The sequence below is a fragment of the Streptomyces sp. NPDC055140 genome (assembly GCF_053607285.1).
This window is the reverse complement of record NZ_JBSGTG010000001.1, coordinates 673,840-691,203: the sequence shown is the minus strand read 5'-3', so window position 1 is coordinate 691,203 and position 17,364 is coordinate 673,840. Positions and strand designations below refer to the sequence as shown.

The following is a 17,364-nucleotide window of genomic DNA, read 5'->3' as shown; positions in this document are numbered from 1 at the left end:
AGAGTTCAGCAGCCGCTGAGGTACGACGTCAGCGCGCTCTTCTCGGCGGAGTCCACCGTGAGGTTGTAGTAGTGCTTCACCTGCACCCACATGCGGACATAGGTGCACTTGTACGCGGCGCGCGACGGCATCCACTTGGCCGGGTCCTGGTCGCCCTTGGACTGATTGACGTTGTCGGTGACGGCGATGAGCTGGGGCCGCGTGAGGTCGTTGGCGAAGCCCTGGCGCTGGGCGGTCGTCCAGGCGTTGGCGCCGGACTTCCAGGCCTCGGAGAGCGGGACGATGTGGTCGATGTCGACGTCGGCCGCCGCGCTCCAGGTCGCGCCGTCGTACTCCGAGTACCAACTGCCGGACGTGGCCGCACAACTGGAGTCCTGCGAGACGTTCGTGCCGTCGCGCTTGAGGACGACCTCGCGGGTGTTGCAGGCACCGGACTGGGTGATCCAGTGCGGGAAGAGGTCGCGGCTGTAGCCGTCGGAGGAGCCCTCGGCCTTGACCGTGAGCTCGGAGAGGTACGTGCGGGCGGTGGCCCCGCTGACCGGGGTGGGGGGAGCGGCCTGCGCGGCCGGGCCGTTCAGCAGAGTGAGGGCGGAGACGACGGCGGTGACGGCGCCGAGTGCGGCGGCGCGTCGACGCGCGTAGAACATGCGCATGTGAACTCCCTTGAAGTGGGGGGAAGTTGGCCGAGCGGGCCCGGCCATGCTGGCGCTCCGGGGTTTCCGGGAGATGTGCGCCGAGTGACAGGGTCGCGTCAACGACGCGTACACATCAAGGGGGCGGACGTGACTTCTGGTGGAGCGGGCGGGACTTCTGGTGCGGGCCGGTGGTACCGGGGTGGCGCGTCCGGGCGTGACGTGGGTCATGCCGATTCGCTCAGCAGTTCGCGTACGATGGGCGGCGCAGAAGGGGAGTAGCTCTTCGCCGGACCGTCGACATACTGCTCAGCTCGTTCTGAGCCGGCGCCCGGAGGCAGGACCCGTACACCCGGTCCGGCCAGCGAGACCTTCGGCAAAGCAGTGATTCACCTGCGTGCACACCCGTGTACGCACCTGAGCGCTGCCGTGCCGAGGTGTCGTTCAGGACTTACGGAACTCTCGGCGGGGCAGCCCGACCGATTGAGGAATCTTGATCAGCATCAGCGTGATGGCGGTCGTCTTCGGCATCGTCTTCCTCGCCGAACTCCCCGACAAGACCGCGCTCGCCGGACTCGTCCTCGGCACCCGCTACCGCGCCTCGTACGTCTTCGCCGGTGTCGCCGCCGCCTTCGCCGTCCATGTCGCGCTCGCCGTCGCGGCGGGCAGCGTCCTGACCCTGCTGCCGCAGCAGCTCGTGCACGCCCTGACCGGTGTGCTGTTCCTCGGTGGCGCGGCCGTCCTCCTGTTGAAGAAGGACGAGGAGGAGGAAGAGGTCCGCAAGCCCAAGGACCAGAGCTTCTGGAAGGTCTCCGGCGCGGGTTTCATGCTCATCCTGGTCGCGGAGTTCGGTGACCTGACGCAGATCATGACCGCGAACCTCGCCGCCCGCTACGACGACCCGTTCTCCGTCGGCCTCGGTGCCGTCCTTGCCCTCTGGGCCGTCGGGGGTCTCGGCATCGTCGGCGGAAAGGCCCTGATGAAGCGGGTGCCGCTGGCGCTCATCACGAAGATCGCCGCGGTCCTGATGCTCGGCATGGGCGTCTGGAGCCTCTACGAAGCGGTGGCGTAAGCCGTGGATCCGGCCCTGACCAGGGCCGCTGGCGTAGTCGCCACCCCGTTTTGTACAGTTGAGGAACAAAGTGGCTCCCGCCCATTCACCCTGACCGGTGGGCGGGGTCACCTTGTTCCTACGCCTGGAGGACCCTGCCGATGACGGCCACCACTGTTCTGTCCGCCCGCGCCCTTCTGCTCGACATGGACGGCACGCTGGTCAACTCCGACGCGGTGGTCGAGCGCTGCTGGCAGCGCTGGGCGGCCCTCCACGGGCTCGACGCCGTCGAGGTCATGAAGGTCGTCCACGGTCGCCAGGGCTACGCGTCCATGGCGCTCCTCCTGCCCGACCGCCCCATGGCCGAGAACCACGCCGAGAACGCGCGCATGCTCGCCGAGGAGACCGCCGACATCGACGGCGTCGTCCCCGTGCCGGGCGCCGCCGCGTTCATGGCCTCCCTGCGTGACGGCGGCCTCGCGCACGCCCTGGTGACCTCGGCCGACGTGGCCCTGTCCACCCGCCGCATGGCCGCCGCCGGCCTCACCCAGCCCGACCTGCGCATCACCGCCGAGAGCGTCGGCGCCAGCAAGCCCGACCCCGAGGGGTTCCTCAAGGGCGCCGCCGAGCTCGGCATCGACCCCGCGGACTGCGTCGTCTTCGAGGACTCGGAGGCCGGGATCGCGGCCGGCCGTGCCGCCGGGATGCGCGTCGTCGGCGTCGGCCCCCGCGCGGGCGCGCACAGCCCCACGGTGGTCGTGGACGACCTGACGCAGGTGCGGGTCGAGGCGGGCGCCGCCGGCGAGATCCTGCTGCACATCGGCTGACCCGCACCCCATATATGGGCGAGGTCCGACCCCTGTACAGGCGAGCCCCGAACCCCCATATCGGCGAGTCCCGCAGCCCTGTATCGGCGAGCCCGGCGCCGCACCATCCGCCGGGTCCGTGCCGCACCATCTGCCGGGCCCGCGTCGCGACATCCCCCGGCCCGCGCCGCCGTCTCCCTCCTGAGCCCCCGGCCTCAACAGGCCAAACCGGGGCACACCGACCATTCTGGTAGATGGCAGAGCCCCCGCCGGCCGTGTCCGGCGTGGTGTCTCAGGAGGTGTCCATGACCCAGGACGCTAGCGGGGGCCTTCCCCGTACGGACCTGACGGCAGGCCCAGGCGTTGACCGCACCGGATCCACGATCGGCGGCGGCCACGCGCCCCGCAGCGTGATGGTCTCGATCGGTGCGCTGCTGCTCGGCATGCTCCTCGCGGCGCTCGACCAGACGATCGTCTCGACGGCGCTGCCGACCATCGTGAGCGACCTCGGCGGCCTTGAACACCTGTCCTGGGTCGTGACCGCGTACCTGCTGGCGTCGACGGCCGCCACGCCCCTGTGGGGCAAGCTGGGTGACCAGTACGGCCGCAAGAAGCTCTTCCAGATCGCCATCGTGATCTTCCTGATCAGCTCGGCGCTGTGCGGCATGGCGCAGAACATGCCGCAGCTGATCGGGTTCCGCGCACTCCAGGGACTGGGCGGCGGTGGCCTGATGGTCCTGTCCATGGCGATCGTCGGCGACATCGTCCCGCCGCGTGACCGGGGCAGGTACCAGGGTCTGTTCGGAGCGGTCTTCGGCGCGACGAGCGTGCTGGGCCCGCTGCTCGGCGGGCTGTTCACCGAACACCTCAGCTGGCGCTGGGTCTTCTACATCAACCTGCCGATCGGCGTCGTCGCGCTCGTCGTCATCGCGACCACGCTCCACATCCCCGTACGCTCCGCCAAGCACACGATCGACTACCTCGGCACGTTCCTCATCGCCACCGTGGCGACCTGCCTGGTCCTGGTCGCCTCGCTCGGCGGGACGACCTGGGACTGGGACTCGGCGCAGATCATCGGCCTCGCGGTGCTCGGCGTCGTCCTCGCGGTCGTGTTCGTCCAGGTCGAGCGGCGGGCCGCCGAGCCGGTCCTGCCGCTGAAGCTGTTCCGCATCCGCACGTTCACGCTCTCCGCGGTGATCAGCTTCGTCGTCGGCTTCGCCATGTTCGGTGCGATGACGTATCTGCCGACGTTCCTCCAGGTCGTCCAGGGCGTCTCGCCGACGATGTCGGGCGTGCACATGCTGCCGATGGTCATCGGACTGCTGCTCTCCTCGACGGCGTCCGGCCAGATCGTCAGCCGTACCGGCCGCTGGAAGGTCTTCCCCGTCGTAGGCACCGGCGTCACCGCCCTCGGCCTGCTGCTCCTGCACCAGCTCGACGAGACCAGCTCGACCGGCGAGATGAGCGCCTACTTCTTCGTCTTCGGCCTGGGCCTCGGACTCGTCATGCAGGTCCTCGTCCTGATCGTGCAGAACGCCGTCTCGTACGAGGACCTGGGCGTCGCCACCTCCGGCGCGACGTTCTTCCGCTCCATCGGCGCCTCCTTCGGCGTCGCGATCTTCGGCACGATCTTCGCGAGCCGCCTCGGAGACAAACTCACGGACGCCCTCGCCGGCCGCAGCCTGCCTCCAGGCATCGATGTGAACGCGCTCCAGTCGGACCCGAGAGGCATCGGCGAGCTGCCGCCCGCCCTGCGCGGACCGGTCCTGCACGCCTTCGCGTCGTCCATCACGGACGTCTTCCTCTACGCCGCCCCGGTCGCCCTCGTCGCCTTCGTCCTGGCCTGGTTCCTGCGCGAGGACAAGCTGCGCGGCTCGGTCACCGCGCCGGACGCGACGGAGACCCTGGCCAGCAACCCAGTACAGCGCTCGTCGCACGACGAGGTGGCGCGGGCCCTGTCGGTGCTCGGCACCCGGGAGGGGCGCCGCGAGATCTACGAGAAGATCACCGAACGGGCCGGCTACGACCTGCTGCCCGCCTCGAGCTGGCTCCTGCTGCGCATCAAGCGCTACGGGTGGGCGGAGCCGTCGGCGCTCGCCGAACACAGTGCCGTACCGCTGCCCGTGATCATCGCGGCGACCCGGCAGGTGGAAGGGAGACGCCTCGCCACGCGCGAGGGCCCCGACCTCGCCCTCACCGACGAGGGCCGCGAGGTCGCCGCCCGGCTGTCCGCGTCCCGCGAGGAGTCGCTCGCCGAACTGCTGGGCGACTGGTGGGGCCCGGACCGGCCGACGGACCTGGTGAAACTCGTGGAGGAGCTCAACGCGGAGCTGTGTGGGTCCGACGCGGAGCGTCCGCACGACGGACTGGCGGCCGGCGCCTGACGCTGCCCCTGTGCGTCACGCTTCCGCTCCTCAGGCGAGCTTCTTGGTGAACCAGTGCTCGGCGTACTCCTCGTCGTTGTGCGGGGACGTCTCCTGGTAGCCGTGCCGCGCGTAGAGCATCCGGGCCTCCACCAGGTCGCCCCGGGTGTCGAGGACGACCCGCTCGGCGCCGAGATCCCGCGCGGCGCTCTCCACCTGCGCGAGCAGCACGGAGCCGCCGCCCTTCCCGCGCATTTGTGGCCGCACGAAGACGCGCTTCAGCTCGCCGGTCGAGGCGTCGATCATCCGCACGCCCGCGGTCCCGGCGGGCTCGCCCCGGTATCGCGCGACCAGCAACACCCCGCACGGCGCCGCGAGATAGGCACCCGTGTCGGCGGCGACCTCGCGCTCCAGCTCGTCGGGGTCGGTGGTGCGCCCCTCGTGCAGCAGATACCAGCGGTCGCTGACCTCCGTGTAGTACGCGCGCCACAGCTCCGCGGCGACGGCGGAGTCGAACGGCTCAGGGGTGATGGTCCACGGCGAAGTCATGGGGGCATTGTCGGCGAAGGTGCGGCGCCGGGCGCAAGTGGTTTCGACCTGTACAGGGACCCGGGGTTCGGACATCCTCGGTACCTGTGACCGACATATCTGTGACCGACGAGACCTCTGGTGGGACCGGTGCCGAGACCAGCTCCGAAACCAGCCCCGAGACCGGCGAGATCAAGGCGCTGCTCGACGTCCTGCGCGGACAGCGCCGCCACATCCTGGGCATCATCGACGGGCTCGGCCCCGAGGCGCTGCGGCGGCCCGTGCTGCCGTCCGGCTGGACGTGTCTGGGGCTGGTCCAGCACCTGGCGCTCGACGTCGAACGCTTCTGGTTCCAGGCCGTCCTGACGGGGGATCAGGCAGTCATCGACGGCCTCGACGCCATTGAGGACGCCTGGCAGGTCGAGCCGGAGCTGCCGGCGGCCGACGTCCTGGAGCGGTACCGCCGTGAGACGGACCGCGCGGACGGGATCATCGCCGCCACGCCCGCGGAGGCGCCCCTGGCCTGGTGGCCGCACCACCTCTTCGGGCCGCCGCACCTGCACAGCCACCGGGACGTCCTGCTGCACGTCATCACGGAGACCGCCTGCCACGCCGGGCACCTGGACGCCGCCCGCGAACTCATCGACGGGCGGCGCTGGTTGGTGCTCACCGAGGACGGCGAGGCGGATCGCCTCTAGTCCACTACTCCACTACGACTTGGGCGAAGCCTGCTGCACGACCTCGAACGACCACACCGAGGACCCGCTGGCCGCAGGCTTCGGGCGGTCCGCGCCGCCCTGGTGGGCCTCCTTCATGGAGCCCTCCATCCACGCGGTGAACGACGCCTCGTCACGCCACCGCGTGTACACCAGGTAGTCGTCGGTGCCCTCGATCGGGCGGAGAAGCTCGAACCACTCGAAGCCGTCCGAGTTCTCCACCGCGCCCGCGCGCGAGGCGAAGCGCTTCTCCAGGATCTCGCGCTGTTCGGCCGGGACGGTCAGGACGTTGATCTTCACGATGCTCATGGCGCCCATCCTCGCTCACCATCGCGTGAGATCGGCGTCAGGTCCCCTGCGTCCCGCGTCGCTCGTGCCAGTCGCGGACGATCTCCTCGACGTCGTACGGCTTCAGGCCGAGGGGCGGGCCCGGCGGGGGCTTGAACATCATGTCGCGGATCTTGTCGTTGACGTCGGTGACGATGGTGCGGACGATCCGTTCGGAAGGGGCCTGTGCCGCCGCGGCGAGAGCGTCCTCGGCCTCCTTGCGCAGGGCGAGTGACGGGGGCAGCACGGAGTAGCCCTCGCGGGCCATCTTCTGCTTGATCCACCAGTTCTCGTCGTACGTCGTGTCGGCCGTGCTCGGCAGCGGCTTGCCGGCTCCGGGGAGGTGGGAGAAGTCTCCTGCGCGCTCCGCGTCGCGGATCTGCTTGTCGACCCATGACTCGAAGCTGACGTCGGGTGGCTTGCGTTCGGTCATGGGGCCATTGTCCCAGAGGGCATCCCGCACGGGCAGGGGACAACTTAGGATGCGGCGTCGGCGGACCCGGTACCGAAGGGCCGCCCATGACCGAAGGAGCTGTGCGGGTGCTGGAGCTGACCATGGCCTCCGTCGCGGGGGCGGACGCGGGTGCGACGGCCGGGATGCTGATGGCCGACGCGCCGAGCGAGCCGGGAGCCGTGCTGCGCGTGGGGCGCGACCGGAACGTGTGCAGGCTGGCGACGCCCGACGACTGGCTGTTCGTCTCGCGCGTCCATCTCGAATTCCGGTGCGGACAGGACGGCGCCTGGTCCGTCTTCTGGCTGCGCGGCTCGCACCACGAGCCCTCGTCCGAGGTGCGCCTCACGTTGACCGGCGGGGAGCCGCAGCCCCTCGTGTACGGAGGGACTGCGGCTCTCGCGCCGGGTGCGTCCGGCGAGGTCGTGGTCCTGGACCGCAATGAGCCCCGCAGCGTGAACGTGGGTTTCTACCACGAGGTATGACGATCCGTCAGGCAGTTCCAGGAACGGGTACTACGGGAGTACGCGGGCCAGCGCGAAGCCGTCGTAGCCCTTGCTGCCCACCGTCTGGACCGCCGTGCCGTCCAGCCTCGGGTGGTCGGCGATCATCTGGAGCGCGGCGCGGGTGCCACGGATGTCGGGGGCCGTGCCGGAGTCGTCCGTCACGCGGCCGCCGCGCACCACGTTGTCGACGATGATCACGCTGCCGGGGCGGGTCAGGCGCAGCGCCCACTCGACGTAGTGCGGGTTGTTGGCCTTGTCGGCGTCGATGAAGACGAGGTCGAAGGGGTCGGGGTGGTCGGCCGCGACGCCGGGCAGCGAGTCGAGGGCGGGGCCCACCCGCACCTCGGCGATCTTGTCGAGGCCGGCGCGGGCGAGGTTGCCGCGGGCCACCTCGGCGTGCCGGGGGTCGTACTCGAGGGTGACGAGGACGCCGTCGGCGGGGAGGGCGCGGGCCAGCCAGATCGTGCTGTACCCGCCGAGCGTGCCGATCTCCAGGACGCGGCGGGCGCCCTGGATCTGTGCGATCAGGTGGAGGAACTTGCCCTGGGTCGGGGCGACGGCGATGTGCGGGAGGCCCGCCGCCTCGCTGTCCGCGAGGGCCGCCGTCAGGGCCTCGTCGCCGGGGGCGAGGAGGCCGGTCAGGTAGTCGTCGACGGCGGTCCACTGGTCTTCGGATGCGTGCTCAGCCATGGCCCCATCATGGGCTCACGCGGCGGCGGCCCGGGTGGGATTCAGCCCAACGGCGGCGGGGCGTGCACGGGCGGCGGGGGCGGCACCGGCCGACGGGAGCGCCGGCGGAACCACAGGGCGGCGGCCGCCATCAGGAGCAGGGCCAGGGGCAGCGGAACGGTGAGCAGCCACACCGGGACGCCCCCGGCGGTGAGGAGTTCGTCGTCCCACACGACGGTGCGGTGCGTGGCGTCGCCGGCGGTGCGCCGCAGCTCGTGGTCGTCGTAGATGCGCGACGGCTGCGGGAAATCCTGGGTGAGCGCGGTCAAGTACCGCTCGCCGCCCGCGAATTCGGGCAGCGGTCCGCCGGACTTCGCCGGGATCCGGCCCGCGTACGTGACCTTCGGCGCGTCGCCGCCGATCGTGGAGCGCGGCTCCATGCGGTGGGCGGCGAGCACGAACAGGCGCAGATGCTGTTCGGTGCGGGCGAGCTTCGACAACCGCATCGGGTAGACGAGGCGGTCGCTGGCGAAGGTGAGGTGGAGCGGGTCGAGGGCGCCGCCGAGCACGCTGTCGCCGTCGGCGGGCGCGAGGCGGATCGCCACGTACTCCCAGCCCTGGTCGACGTACGGGCGCAGCGCGGTGTCGAGGCGGTCGGGGAGCTGGAAGCCGTTCTCGTCGAGCCAGTCGGCGAGTGCGTCGGGGTCGGTCGCGGTGAGGCGGGCGACGTCGAACGGTCCGAGGTGCTCGCGGCCCACCACCTCGACGGGGCCGCCGGGTGCGGGGGCGCCGGCCGAGGCGCCGTCGCCGCTCCCGCCGTCGAAGGGCCAGTCGTCGGCGCCGGGCCAGAAGTGGTGCCGGGTCCGCTCGACGGGCGCCGTCACCTCGCTCAGCTGCGAGAAGAGCCCCGGGTCGCCGAGTTCGACGGACGCGCGGTGCGGTACGGGCATGATCCAGGCGGCGTCGCGCACGTTGCCGCTCACCGACAGGCTCATCACGATCTGCTCGCTGCGCCCGTCCCAGCGCACCGCGGACGTCTCGTCGTACACGGTGAGGTCCGTGCCCGCGGGCGGCACCATCGCCCCGCATCCGCACGCGTACGCCGGTGAGACGAGCGCGGCGATCTGGAACGCCATGAGGGCCAGGGCGGTCAGCAGCGCCCTGGCCCTCATGGTCAGTGGTTGTGCGGTTCTCATGCCGGCCCCCGATGTCGCGCCCTGTGTGTCCGTGCCGTGTGCGGCGAAGGGGCAGACGAGGCGCGGGGGAGCGCGGTTCCTGGTGTTACGCGGCTGTTGCTGCCACGGTCCGCGGCAGGTCGCCGGGCTCGACCGCGGGCAGCGAGCCCGGCAGCGGGCGGCGCGCCGACTCGGTCATGAACCACACCGCGATACCACCGATGACGGCCGCGGCCATCATGTAGTACGCGGGCATCATCATGTTCCCGGTCGCCCCGATGAGGGCGGTGACGACCAGCGGGGTCGTGCCGCCGAAGAGCGAGACGGAGATGTTGAAGCCGATCGACAGGGAGCCGTAGCGCACCCGGGTCGGGAAGAGCGCGGGCAGCGCGGACGGCATCGCCGAGGTGAAGCAGACCAGGAGCAGGCCGAGCGCGCCCATGCCGAGGGCGATGGCCCACAGGGAGCCGTCACGGATGAGGAGCAGGGCCGGGACGGACAGCGCGAAGAAGCCGACGCAGCCCGCGGCGATCACCGGGCGGCGGCCGACACGGTCGGAGAGCGCGCCCGCGAACGGCTGGACGATCATCATCAGCGCCATCACGCCGAGGACCACGAGGAGGCCGTGCGTCTCGTCGTAGTGGAGCTCACTGGTGAGGTAGCTCGGCATGTACGACAGCAGCATGTAGTCGGTGACGTTGAAGACGAGGACCAGGCCGACGCACAGGAGCAGCGCCTTCCACTGGCCCGCGATCATGTCGCGCACCTTCACCTTGGGCCGGGCCTTCTCCGACTCGTGCGCGTTCTTCAGCTCGGCCGCGAACGCCGGGGTCTCTTCGAGCCGCATCCGCAGATAGAGGCCGATGATGCCCATCGGGCCCGCGATCAGGAACGGGATGCGCCAGCCCCAGGAGAGCAGGTCGTCGGAGGAGAGCAGCGCCGTCATCAGGGTGACGAGGCCCGCGCCGCCGATGTATCCGGCGAGGGTGCCGAATTCCAGCCAGCTGCCGAAGAAGCCGCGCTTCTTGTCGGGCGCGTACTCGGCGATGAAGGTGGACGCGCCGCCGTACTCACCGCCGGTCGAGAAGCCCTGCACCAGACGGGCCAGGAGCAGCAGGATCGGCGCCCAGACGCCGATCGTCGCGTACGACGGGATCAGGCCGATCGCGAACGTGCCCGCCGCCATCATGATCATGGTGACGGCGAGGACCTTCTGCCGGCCGACGCGGTCGCCGAGCGGTCCGAAGACCATGCCGCCGATCGGACGGACGAGGAACGCCGCGGCGAAGGCGCCGAACGTCGCCAGGAGCTGGGCCGTGGGGTTGCCCGACGGGAAGAAGACCTTGCCGAGGGTGACGGCGATGTAGCTGTAGACACCGAAGTCGAACCACTCCATCGCATTGCCGAGCGCCGCCGCCTTGACCGCGCGCTTGACCAGCGCTGGATCGGTGACGGTGACGTCGGGGGAGGCGCCCTTCGCGGGGGCGGTGGTCCTGGGTGCGACGTTTAGGGCACTCGACAAGGGTCTGCTCGCCTGCTTTCGAAGGGGACAAGGACATGTCCGCGTGGGGACGGACGAAGCCGCCCACGGCGGGGCGGCCAGAAACCGACCATAGGTGCATCCGCGATCATTACGGGTAGTGTGCGCGTCATTGCACAGCGTGGGAAAAGCGGGTCCGGCCAGGCATGACGCCCCGGCCTCGGCACGTCGCAAACGGACAAATCTGTGACCTATGTCGCGGCCCTCGACCGCAACCACGCAGACCCCGCATCATCGTCATCCGGTCAAATTCCGGTGGACAGGCAAGTGAAGCAGGGGTTGCCTGCGTCTCACCCCGGGGGTGGTGCGAGCCTCTTGGGACGGTACGTATGGCGGGAGGGCCGACGGCGCGTGGCAGACGTGGAGCATGGACCGGGCAAAGCCTTGGTGGCGGGGGCCGCGACAGCGCGGTTGGGCATGGTCCGGGCGGGCCTCTGGCTGATCGCCGCGGTGCTCGCGGTGCGGCAGGTCGTGGCCGTCCTGAGCACCCCCAGCGGTGAGCGGCTCACGGACCTGGAGACCTGGATCGGTCCTGAAGGTGTCCTCCATGTGAAGGGCTCCCTCTACGACGCCGACCGGTTCACCGGTACCCCGTTCGGGGGACTTGTGCTGAAGCCTCTGGCCCGGGGCGCCGAACAGGCGCTCGGCTGGGCCTGGACCTTCGGCACGCTCGGCCTCGTCGTCGCTCTCGGTCTCGTCGCCGCCCGTGCCCTGCCCAAGCCCGTCACCCGGCGCACCTCGCTGCTCGCCGCCCCCGTCGCGATCAGCCTCCTGATGCTGTCGCTGCCGGTGCGCAACACCCTTCATCTCGGCCAGACCAGCATCATCCCGGTCCTTCTCGTCCTGCTCGGCTGCTTCGCCGCCCGCGGCGAGAAGAGCTCGGGTCTGCTCATCGGCATCGGCGCCGCGCTCCAGCCGACCGTCCTCCTCTTCGCGCCGCTCCTGTGGTTCACCGGGCGACGTCGCGCCGCCGTGTCCTCGGGCCTCACGTTCGCGGCGTGCACGCTCCTCGCGTGGGCCGCGATGCCGCACGACTCGTGGACGTACTGGGTGCACCACGTCGCGGGAGCGGGCCTCGGCTCGAGCCCCGACGGGCTCGCCAACCAGTCGCTGCACGGCGCGCTCCTGCGCTTCGGCCTGGAGGGCCCCCTCGAGATCGGGCTCTTCCTGGTCCTGGGCTCCGCCGTCGCGGTGCTCGGACTGCGGCGTGCGGTGCGCTACGCGCAGGACGGACAGCTCCTGCTCGCCGTCGCCCTCACCGGCTGCGTCGCCGTCGCCGTGTCGCCGACGACCTGGCAGCACCAGCTCCTGTGGGTGCTCCTCGCCATGGTCGGCCGCGTCGGCAGGAAGGCGTCCGACCGGTACGTGTGGCCGGTCGCGGTCATCCTCGTGATGACGCTCCCCGCGAGGATGCTGCTGCCGAACACGACGCTCGCGGATCCGCTGCGCGACAACGTCGTGCTGATCGCCGCCATCGCCGCGGCCACGCTCGTCCCGTTCCTGTCCCGCACGGCGCCCGAGTACCGGGCGCCCATGGCCACCGAGTACGCGACGCCCGTCCCGGCGTGCTGGTCCCGGGTCCCGCTCATGCCGTTCTGGCGCCGGGTCCTGACCCGCCCGAACCTGCTGCTCGAACTGCTGCTGATCCGCGTCGGCTACTCCGCGTACCAGCAGGTCAGGCTCGCCGCGACGGGCGGTACGAACTCCGGGGGCCGGGCCACCGCCGAGGCGCACGGCGCGCAGGTCCACTCCCTGGAGAAGTTCCTCCACATCGACATCGAGCACTGGGTCAACCACGCGGTGGCGCAGGTCCCGTGGCTCAAGTCGTTCTTCAACTTCTACTACGAGTCGTTCCACTTCATCGTGCCGCTCACGGTCCTCGCCATCCTCTACGTCCGCAGGCCCGCGCAGTACCGCTGGGCCCGCTCGGCGCTCGGCTTCGCCACGGTGCTCGCGCTGATCGGCTTCTGGTTCTACCCGCTGGCCCCGCCGCGCCTGATGCCCTCGCTCGGCTTCATCGACACGTTGCACGGCGTCCAGGACTTCTCCAAGCCGGACTACGGCACACTGACCGCGCTCACCAACCAGTACGCGGCCATGCCCTCGCTGCACTTCGGCTGGTCCCTGTGGTGCGGGCTCGTGATCGTCGTGTTCGCGCGCAGGTGGTGGATCAAGGCCATCGGTCTCATCCACCCCGTGTGCACGGTCTCCGCGATCATCGCCACCGGCAACCACTGGGTGCTCGACGCGGTGGGCGGGGCGACGGTGGTCGGTCTCGGCTTCCTGCTGACGTACGTGCTCCAGGGGCCCCGGGCGCGGACGGTGACAGCGGCGGCCACCGGTCAGGCGGACGAGGCGTCGCATTCGAACCAGACGGTCTTGCCGACCGCCAAGGGCTGAACACCCCACTTCGCCGCGATCGCCGAGACGATGGCGAGGCCGCGGCCCGACTCGGCGAACGGGTCGGCCGAGTGCGGTGCTTCCGGCGGGAGCGCAGGCCCCTCGTCGCTCACCTCCGCCCGTAGGTGCCCGGTGTCCGGGTCGTGGAGCAGCCGCACCTCGGCTCGCGCGCCGGGCACATGGCGTACGACGTTGGACAGCAGCTCCGTGACGCCGAGCCTGGAGTGCGCGCCGCTCGGGGCGCTCGCCTGGCGCACGTCCTCCTACAGCAGCGACCAGGGCGGCTCGTGCGTGGAGATCGCGAGACGCCCTGTGTCGCCGTGGCCGTGCGCTCCGGAGTGGCCGAGGCGGAGGTCCTCTCCCGCGGCCGGCGCGTCGGCGTGGGCGGTGAGTCCTGACCAGGCCGTGTCGGCCGACTGCTTGTTCTGCCGGACCTGGACGTCGAGCGTCGCCTCGCTCGTCAGGCTCGTCGTCCCGGCAGGGAACAGCGGGGCGAGTCCGGCGAACGGCAGTGTGGTCTCCACCTGCACAGGACCCGCTTGGATCGGCCGGCCCACCACGGCCGTGCCCGGCACCTGAGTGCCGACCTTCACCGTGGCGTGCACCGTGTCGGCCGTGCCCGGCGATCCGGCGGTGTCCGGTGGTGACCCGCCCTCAACGGCCAGGGGTTCGCCCTGATCAGGGACTCGGACGGCGGGGCGTGGGACGGGGACACGGTCTACGACCGGGCGGTCGGCCCGATGCAGTTCCTGCCGGGGACGTGGCGGCGCTGGGGTGCCGACGGCAACGGCGACGGGGACAAGAACCCCAACAACATCTTCGACGCGGCGCTGGCGGCGGGCCACTATCTGTGTGCCGGCAGCCGGGACGTAGGCCGCGCGGCCGGCCTCGAACGTGCCGTCCTCAGCTACAACTACTCGCGCGACTATCTCCGACTGGTCCTGTACTGGATGGAGTTCTACCGCGAGGGCGTGCACACCGTGCCCGACGGCAAGGGTGTGATCCCGAAGAGCCCCGGCGCGGGCGGCGACACCCCGGCGACCAGCCCGGTCGGCGGCGGCGAAGGCCCCGGCAAGGGCGGGGGCGAGGGCGGAGGGATCATCATCGGGCCCGATCCGACCCCCTCCGGGCCCTCGGACGGCGGCAGCCCGGACCCCAGCCCCGGCCCGGACCCGAGCGGTGACCCGTCGGACCCGCCCACCCAGTCACCCGACCCGAGCGACCCCCCGTCGCCGCAGGACCCTGGCACCCCCTCCGACCCCGGCAGCCCCACCCCGTCGACGGACTGCCCCACGGACACGACGTCCCCGTCGCCCGACCCGGGCGAGTCCCCCTCGCCTTCCCCGTCACCCAGTCCCTCGCCGTCGGAGTGCCCGGAACCGGGCGCGTAAAGCAGCGCGGTGCGGGCGTGCAGGGAGGCAGGGGTGTGGCGTAGGGAGATGGCCCCTGCCTCCCTGGGCCGGCGTGCGGCCGCCCGCGGTCAGCCGGTGCTGACCTGGAGTTCCTTGACGCCGTTGAGCCAGGCCGAGCGGAGCCTGCGCGGGTCGCCGGTCAGGCGAAGGTCGGGCATGGCGTCGGCCACGGCGTTGAAGATGAGGTTGATCTCGAGCGTGGCCAGCGACTTGCCGAGGCAGAAGTGCGGGCCTCCGCCGCCGAATCCGAGGTGCGGGTTCGGGTCGCGGGTGATGTCGAACTCGTCGGGACGGTCGAAGACTTCGGGGTCGTGGTTGGCCGACGAGTAGAAGATGCCGACCCGGTCGCCCTTCTTGATCTGCGCGCCGCCGAGCTCGGTGTCCTGGGTCGCGGTGCGCTGGAAGGAGACCACGGGGGTCGCCCAGCGGACGATCTCCTCCGCCGTCGTCTCCGGGCGCTCCCGCTTGAACAGCTCCCACTGGTCGGGGTTGGTGAGGAAGGCGTGCATGCCGTGGGTGATGGCGTTGCGCGTCGTCTCGTTGCCGGCCACGGCGAGCAGGATCACGAAGAAGCCGAACTCGTCCGAGGAGAGGTTCCCCTCGTCCTCGGCCGCCACCAGCTGGCTCACGATGTCCTTGGCCGGGCACTCCTTGCGGGCGGCGGCCAGGTTCATCGCGTAGCTGACGATCTCCATGGCCGCTTCGGCGCCGACCTCCTCGGTGATCGCGTACTCCGGGTCGTCGTACGCGGCCATCTTGTTGGACCAGTCGAAGATCTTGGTGCGGTCGTCCTGGGGGACGCCGATCAGCTCGGCGATGGCCTGGAGCGGGAGTTCGACGGCGACGTTCGTGACGAAGTCGAAGGAGCCGTCGGGCGCGGCGTTCGCGAGCGCCGTCTCGACGATGGAGCCCGCACGGTTGCGCAGGGCGTCCTCGAGCGAGCGGATGGCGCGGGGTGTGAAGCCGCGCTGGACGATCTGCCGGACCCGGGTGTGCTCCGGCGGGTCCATGTTGAGCATGATCAGCTTCTGGACCTCGATCTGGTCGCGGCTGATCGACTCGTTGAAGCGGATGACGGCGGTGTTGAGGTTCGAGGAGAAGAGCTCCGGGCGCGTGGAGACGTACTTGACGTCCGCGTGCCGGGTCACGGCCCAGTAGCCCGAGTCTTTGAAGCCGGAGATGCCGGTCGGCTGGGCGATCCACCGGACCGGTTCCGTCTGCCGGAGCTGGGCGAACTCGGGGAAGGGGACGCGGTGCTGGAGAAGGTCGGGGTCGGTGAAGTCGAACCCTTCGGGCAGCGCTGGGCACGGCATGGGCAACTCCCGGTGACGGTCTGACGGGGCGTCAGCTTGTCGGCACCGTAGTAACGGGTTCTACAAGTGGCAAGACCCGTGGTAGGCCCGATTACGCGCGCGGTTATGTGCACGACCCTTGCGTACCGGGAGTAGCACCATCGAGACTGCACGGAGAACTGGTACGCGTTCTAGTTCTTACGTCTTCTGGTTCGGTCCGGGAATGTGTGGAGAGGACGAGCTCATGGCCGCGGAACCCGTCATCGTCGAAGCCGTACGTACGCCCATCGGCAAGCGCGGAGGCGCGCTCGCCAATCTCCATCCCGCGTATCTCCTCGGCGAGACGTACCGGGAACTGCTCGGCAGGACCGGCATCCACGCCGACTGCGTCGAGCAGATCGTGGGCGGCACGGTGACCCACGCGGGCGAACAGTCCATGAATCCGGCGCGCACGGCCTGGCTCACCATGGGCCTGCCCTACGAGACGGCGGCGACGACCGTCGACTGTCAGTGCGGCTCCTCGCAGCAGGCCGCGCACATGACCGCCAACATGATCGCCGCCGGCGTCATCGACATCGGCATCAGCTGCGGGGTCGAGGCGATGTCGCGGGTGCCGCTCGGCTCCGGCTCCAAGCACGGGCCCGGCAAGCCGTTCCCCGAGGAGTGGAACGTCGACCTGCCCAACCAGTTCGAGGCCGCCGAGCGCATCGCGCGCCACCGCGGACTGACCCGCGAGAACGTCGATTCGCTCGGCCTCATCTCGCAGGAGCGTGCCGCGACCGCCTGGGCCGAGGAGCGCTTCAAGCGCGAGACGTTCGCCGTGCAGGTGCCCACGAACGAGGACGAGCAGGCCGCCGGACAGGGCATGTGGCGGCTCGTGGACCGGGACGAGGGCCTGCGCGACACGACCATGGAGGGGCTCGGCGGGCTCAAGCCGGTCATGCCGACCGCCGTGCACACCGCGGGGAACTCCTCGCAGATATCCGACGGCGCCTCGGCGATCATGTGGGCGTCCAAGCGGATGGCGCGCGCCCTGAAGCTCAAGCCGCGGGCCCGGATCGTCGCCCAGGCGCTCGTCGGCGCCGACCCGCACTTCCATCTGGACGGGCCGATCGACGCCACGCGCGCCGTGCTCGGCAAGGCGGGCATGTCGCTCAAGGACATCGACCTCGTCGAGATCAACGAGGCGTTCGCGTCCGTCGTGCTCAGCTGGGCGCAGGTCTTCGAGCAGGACCTCGAGAAGGTCAACGTGAACGGCGGGGCCATCGCCCTCGGCCACCCCGTCGGCGCCACCGGCGCCCGGCTCATCACCACCGCCCTGCACGAACTGGAACGCCAGGACAAGGAGTTCGCGCTCGTCACGATGTGCGCGGGCGGCGCGGTGGCGACGGGCACGATCATCCAGCGGCTGTAGCGGGGGCCCGCGCCTGGGCGGGCCGGAACGCACGACGAAGGCGGCACCCTCCCACGGGGGGAGGATGCCGCCTTCTCAGGTC

Annotated in this window: 17 protein-coding genes and 1 pseudogene; 9 read left to right on the top strand and 9 right to left on the bottom strand. The window is 70.7% G+C overall.

Going from position 1 to position 17,364, the window contains the following annotated elements; translation table 11 throughout:
• Positions 1-5 precede the first annotated feature (5 nt).
• Positions 6-653, bottom strand: a complete 648-nt coding sequence (locus ACWFR4_RS03210; RefSeq protein ID WP_266564690.1) for an HNH endonuclease family protein — start codon at positions 651-653, stop codon at positions 6-8.
• 472 nt (positions 654-1,125) lie between these two features.
• Here ACWFR4_RS03210 and ACWFR4_RS03205 point away from each other — a divergent pair, with 472 nt between their 5' ends.
• The 3 genes from ACWFR4_RS03205 to ACWFR4_RS03195 all read left to right on the top strand — a co-directional run bounded on the left by ACWFR4_RS03205 (position 1,126) and on the right by ACWFR4_RS03195 (position 4,873).
• The gene (locus ACWFR4_RS03205) at positions 1,126-1,704 is read left to right on the top strand and encodes a TMEM165/GDT1 family protein (RefSeq protein WP_453457440.1); all 579 of its coding nucleotides are present in this window, start codon (positions 1,126-1,128) and stop codon (positions 1,702-1,704) included.
• A 134-nt stretch (positions 1,705-1,838) separates the two neighbouring features.
• Entirely contained in the window at positions 1,839-2,510 is a 672-nt protein-coding gene (locus ACWFR4_RS03200; protein WP_453650640.1) for an HAD-IA family hydrolase, read from the top strand.
• Between the two features lie 284 nt (positions 2,511-2,794).
• Positions 2,795-4,873 carry a DHA2 family efflux MFS transporter permease subunit gene (locus tag ACWFR4_RS03195; protein WP_453650484.1) on the top strand — a complete coding sequence of 693 codons (2,079 nt, stop codon included), beginning with the start codon at positions 2,795-2,797 and terminating at the stop codon, positions 4,871-4,873.
• A 30-nt stretch (positions 4,874-4,903) separates the two neighbouring features.
• Here ACWFR4_RS03195 and ACWFR4_RS03190 read toward each other — a convergent pair whose 3' ends face one another.
• Entirely contained in the window at positions 4,904-5,401 is a 498-nt protein-coding gene (locus tag ACWFR4_RS03190) for a GNAT family N-acetyltransferase (RefSeq protein WP_453650482.1), read from the bottom strand.
• An 86-nt stretch (positions 5,402-5,487) separates the two neighbouring features.
• On the opposite strand from ACWFR4_RS03190, the gene ACWFR4_RS03185 reads away from it, so the two are divergent.
• Positions 5,488-6,078 (top strand): DinB family protein, encoded by a 591-nt coding sequence (locus ACWFR4_RS03185; RefSeq protein WP_453650480.1) that lies wholly within the window; start codon positions 5,488-5,490, stop codon positions 6,076-6,078.
• A gap of 12 nt (positions 6,079-6,090) precedes the next feature.
• Here the strand turns inward: ACWFR4_RS03185 and ACWFR4_RS03180 are convergent, their stop codons facing one another.
• Together ACWFR4_RS03180 and ACWFR4_RS03175 are read right to left on the bottom strand one after the other, a co-directional pair.
• Positions 6,091-6,405 carry an antibiotic biosynthesis monooxygenase family protein gene (locus tag ACWFR4_RS03180; RefSeq protein WP_227294460.1) on the bottom strand — a complete coding sequence of 105 codons (315 nt, stop codon included), beginning with the start codon at positions 6,403-6,405 and terminating at the stop codon, positions 6,091-6,093.
• Between the two features lie 37 nt (positions 6,406-6,442).
• Entirely contained in the window at positions 6,443-6,856 is a 414-nt protein-coding gene (locus tag ACWFR4_RS03175) for a DnaJ family domain-containing protein (RefSeq protein WP_453650478.1), read from the bottom strand.
• A 107-nt stretch (positions 6,857-6,963) separates the two neighbouring features.
• Here ACWFR4_RS03175 and ACWFR4_RS03170 point away from each other — a divergent pair, with 107 nt between their 5' ends.
• Positions 6,964-7,359, top strand: coding sequence for a hypothetical protein (locus ACWFR4_RS03170; protein WP_453457500.1), 396 nt, complete (start codon positions 6,964-6,966; stop codon positions 7,357-7,359).
• A 30-nt stretch (positions 7,360-7,389) separates the two neighbouring features.
• Here the strand turns inward: ACWFR4_RS03170 and ACWFR4_RS03165 are convergent, their stop codons facing one another.
• The 3 genes from ACWFR4_RS03165 to proP form a co-directional block, all read right to left on the bottom strand.
• The gene (locus ACWFR4_RS03165; protein WP_453457423.1) at positions 7,390-8,070 is read right to left on the bottom strand and encodes an O-methyltransferase; all 681 of its coding nucleotides are present in this window, start codon (positions 8,068-8,070) and stop codon (positions 7,390-7,392) included.
• A 41-nt stretch (positions 8,071-8,111) separates the two neighbouring features.
• Positions 8,112-9,245, bottom strand: coding sequence for a DUF2330 domain-containing protein (locus ACWFR4_RS03160; RefSeq protein WP_453650476.1), 1,134 nt, complete (start codon positions 9,243-9,245; stop codon positions 8,112-8,114).
• A gap of 85 nt (positions 9,246-9,330) precedes the next feature.
• On the bottom strand, positions 9,331-10,746 hold the full coding sequence (proP, locus tag ACWFR4_RS03155) for a glycine betaine/L-proline transporter ProP (protein ID WP_453457417.1): 1,416 nt from the start codon (positions 10,744-10,746) through the stop codon (positions 9,331-9,333).
• A gap of 369 nt (positions 10,747-11,115) precedes the next feature.
• On the opposite strand from proP, the gene ACWFR4_RS03150 reads away from it, so the two are divergent.
• Positions 11,116-13,164: a bifunctional glycosyltransferase 87/phosphatase PAP2 family protein gene (locus tag ACWFR4_RS03150; RefSeq protein WP_453650474.1), complete on the top strand. Its 2,049-nt coding sequence runs from the start codon at positions 11,116-11,118 to the stop codon at positions 13,162-13,164.
• On the opposite strand, the gene ACWFR4_RS03145 is transcribed toward ACWFR4_RS03150, so the two are convergent.
• Entirely contained in the window at positions 13,107-13,421 is a 315-nt protein-coding gene (locus tag ACWFR4_RS03145; RefSeq protein ID WP_453650472.1) for an ATP-binding protein, read from the bottom strand. The genes ACWFR4_RS03150 and ACWFR4_RS03145 overlap by 58 nt on opposite strands.
• Here ACWFR4_RS03145 and ACWFR4_RS03140 point away from each other — a divergent pair.
• Positions 13,372-13,743, top strand: a complete 372-nt coding sequence (locus ACWFR4_RS03140) for a DUF397 domain-containing protein (RefSeq protein WP_453650470.1) — start codon at positions 13,372-13,374, stop codon at positions 13,741-13,743. The genes ACWFR4_RS03145 and ACWFR4_RS03140 overlap by 50 nt on opposite strands.
• 68 nt (positions 13,744-13,811) lie before the next feature.
• Positions 13,812-14,555, top strand: a pseudogene (locus tag ACWFR4_RS03135) (lytic transglycosylase domain-containing protein); the annotation flags it as partial.
• Positions 14,556-14,644: 89 nt separating this feature from the next.
• On the opposite strand, the gene ACWFR4_RS03130 reads toward ACWFR4_RS03135, so the two are convergent.
• Complete coding sequence (locus ACWFR4_RS03130; RefSeq protein WP_453457409.1) at positions 14,645-15,889, bottom strand: cytochrome P450; 1,245 nt, start codon at positions 15,887-15,889, stop codon at positions 14,645-14,647.
• Between the two features lie 223 nt (positions 15,890-16,112).
• Between ACWFR4_RS03130 and ACWFR4_RS03125 the strand changes: the two genes are divergently transcribed.
• Positions 16,113-17,282, top strand: coding sequence for a steroid 3-ketoacyl-CoA thiolase (locus tag ACWFR4_RS03125; RefSeq protein ID WP_453457407.1), 1,170 nt, complete (start codon positions 16,113-16,115; stop codon positions 17,280-17,282).
• The last annotated feature ends 82 nt before the right edge of the window (positions 17,283-17,364 follow it).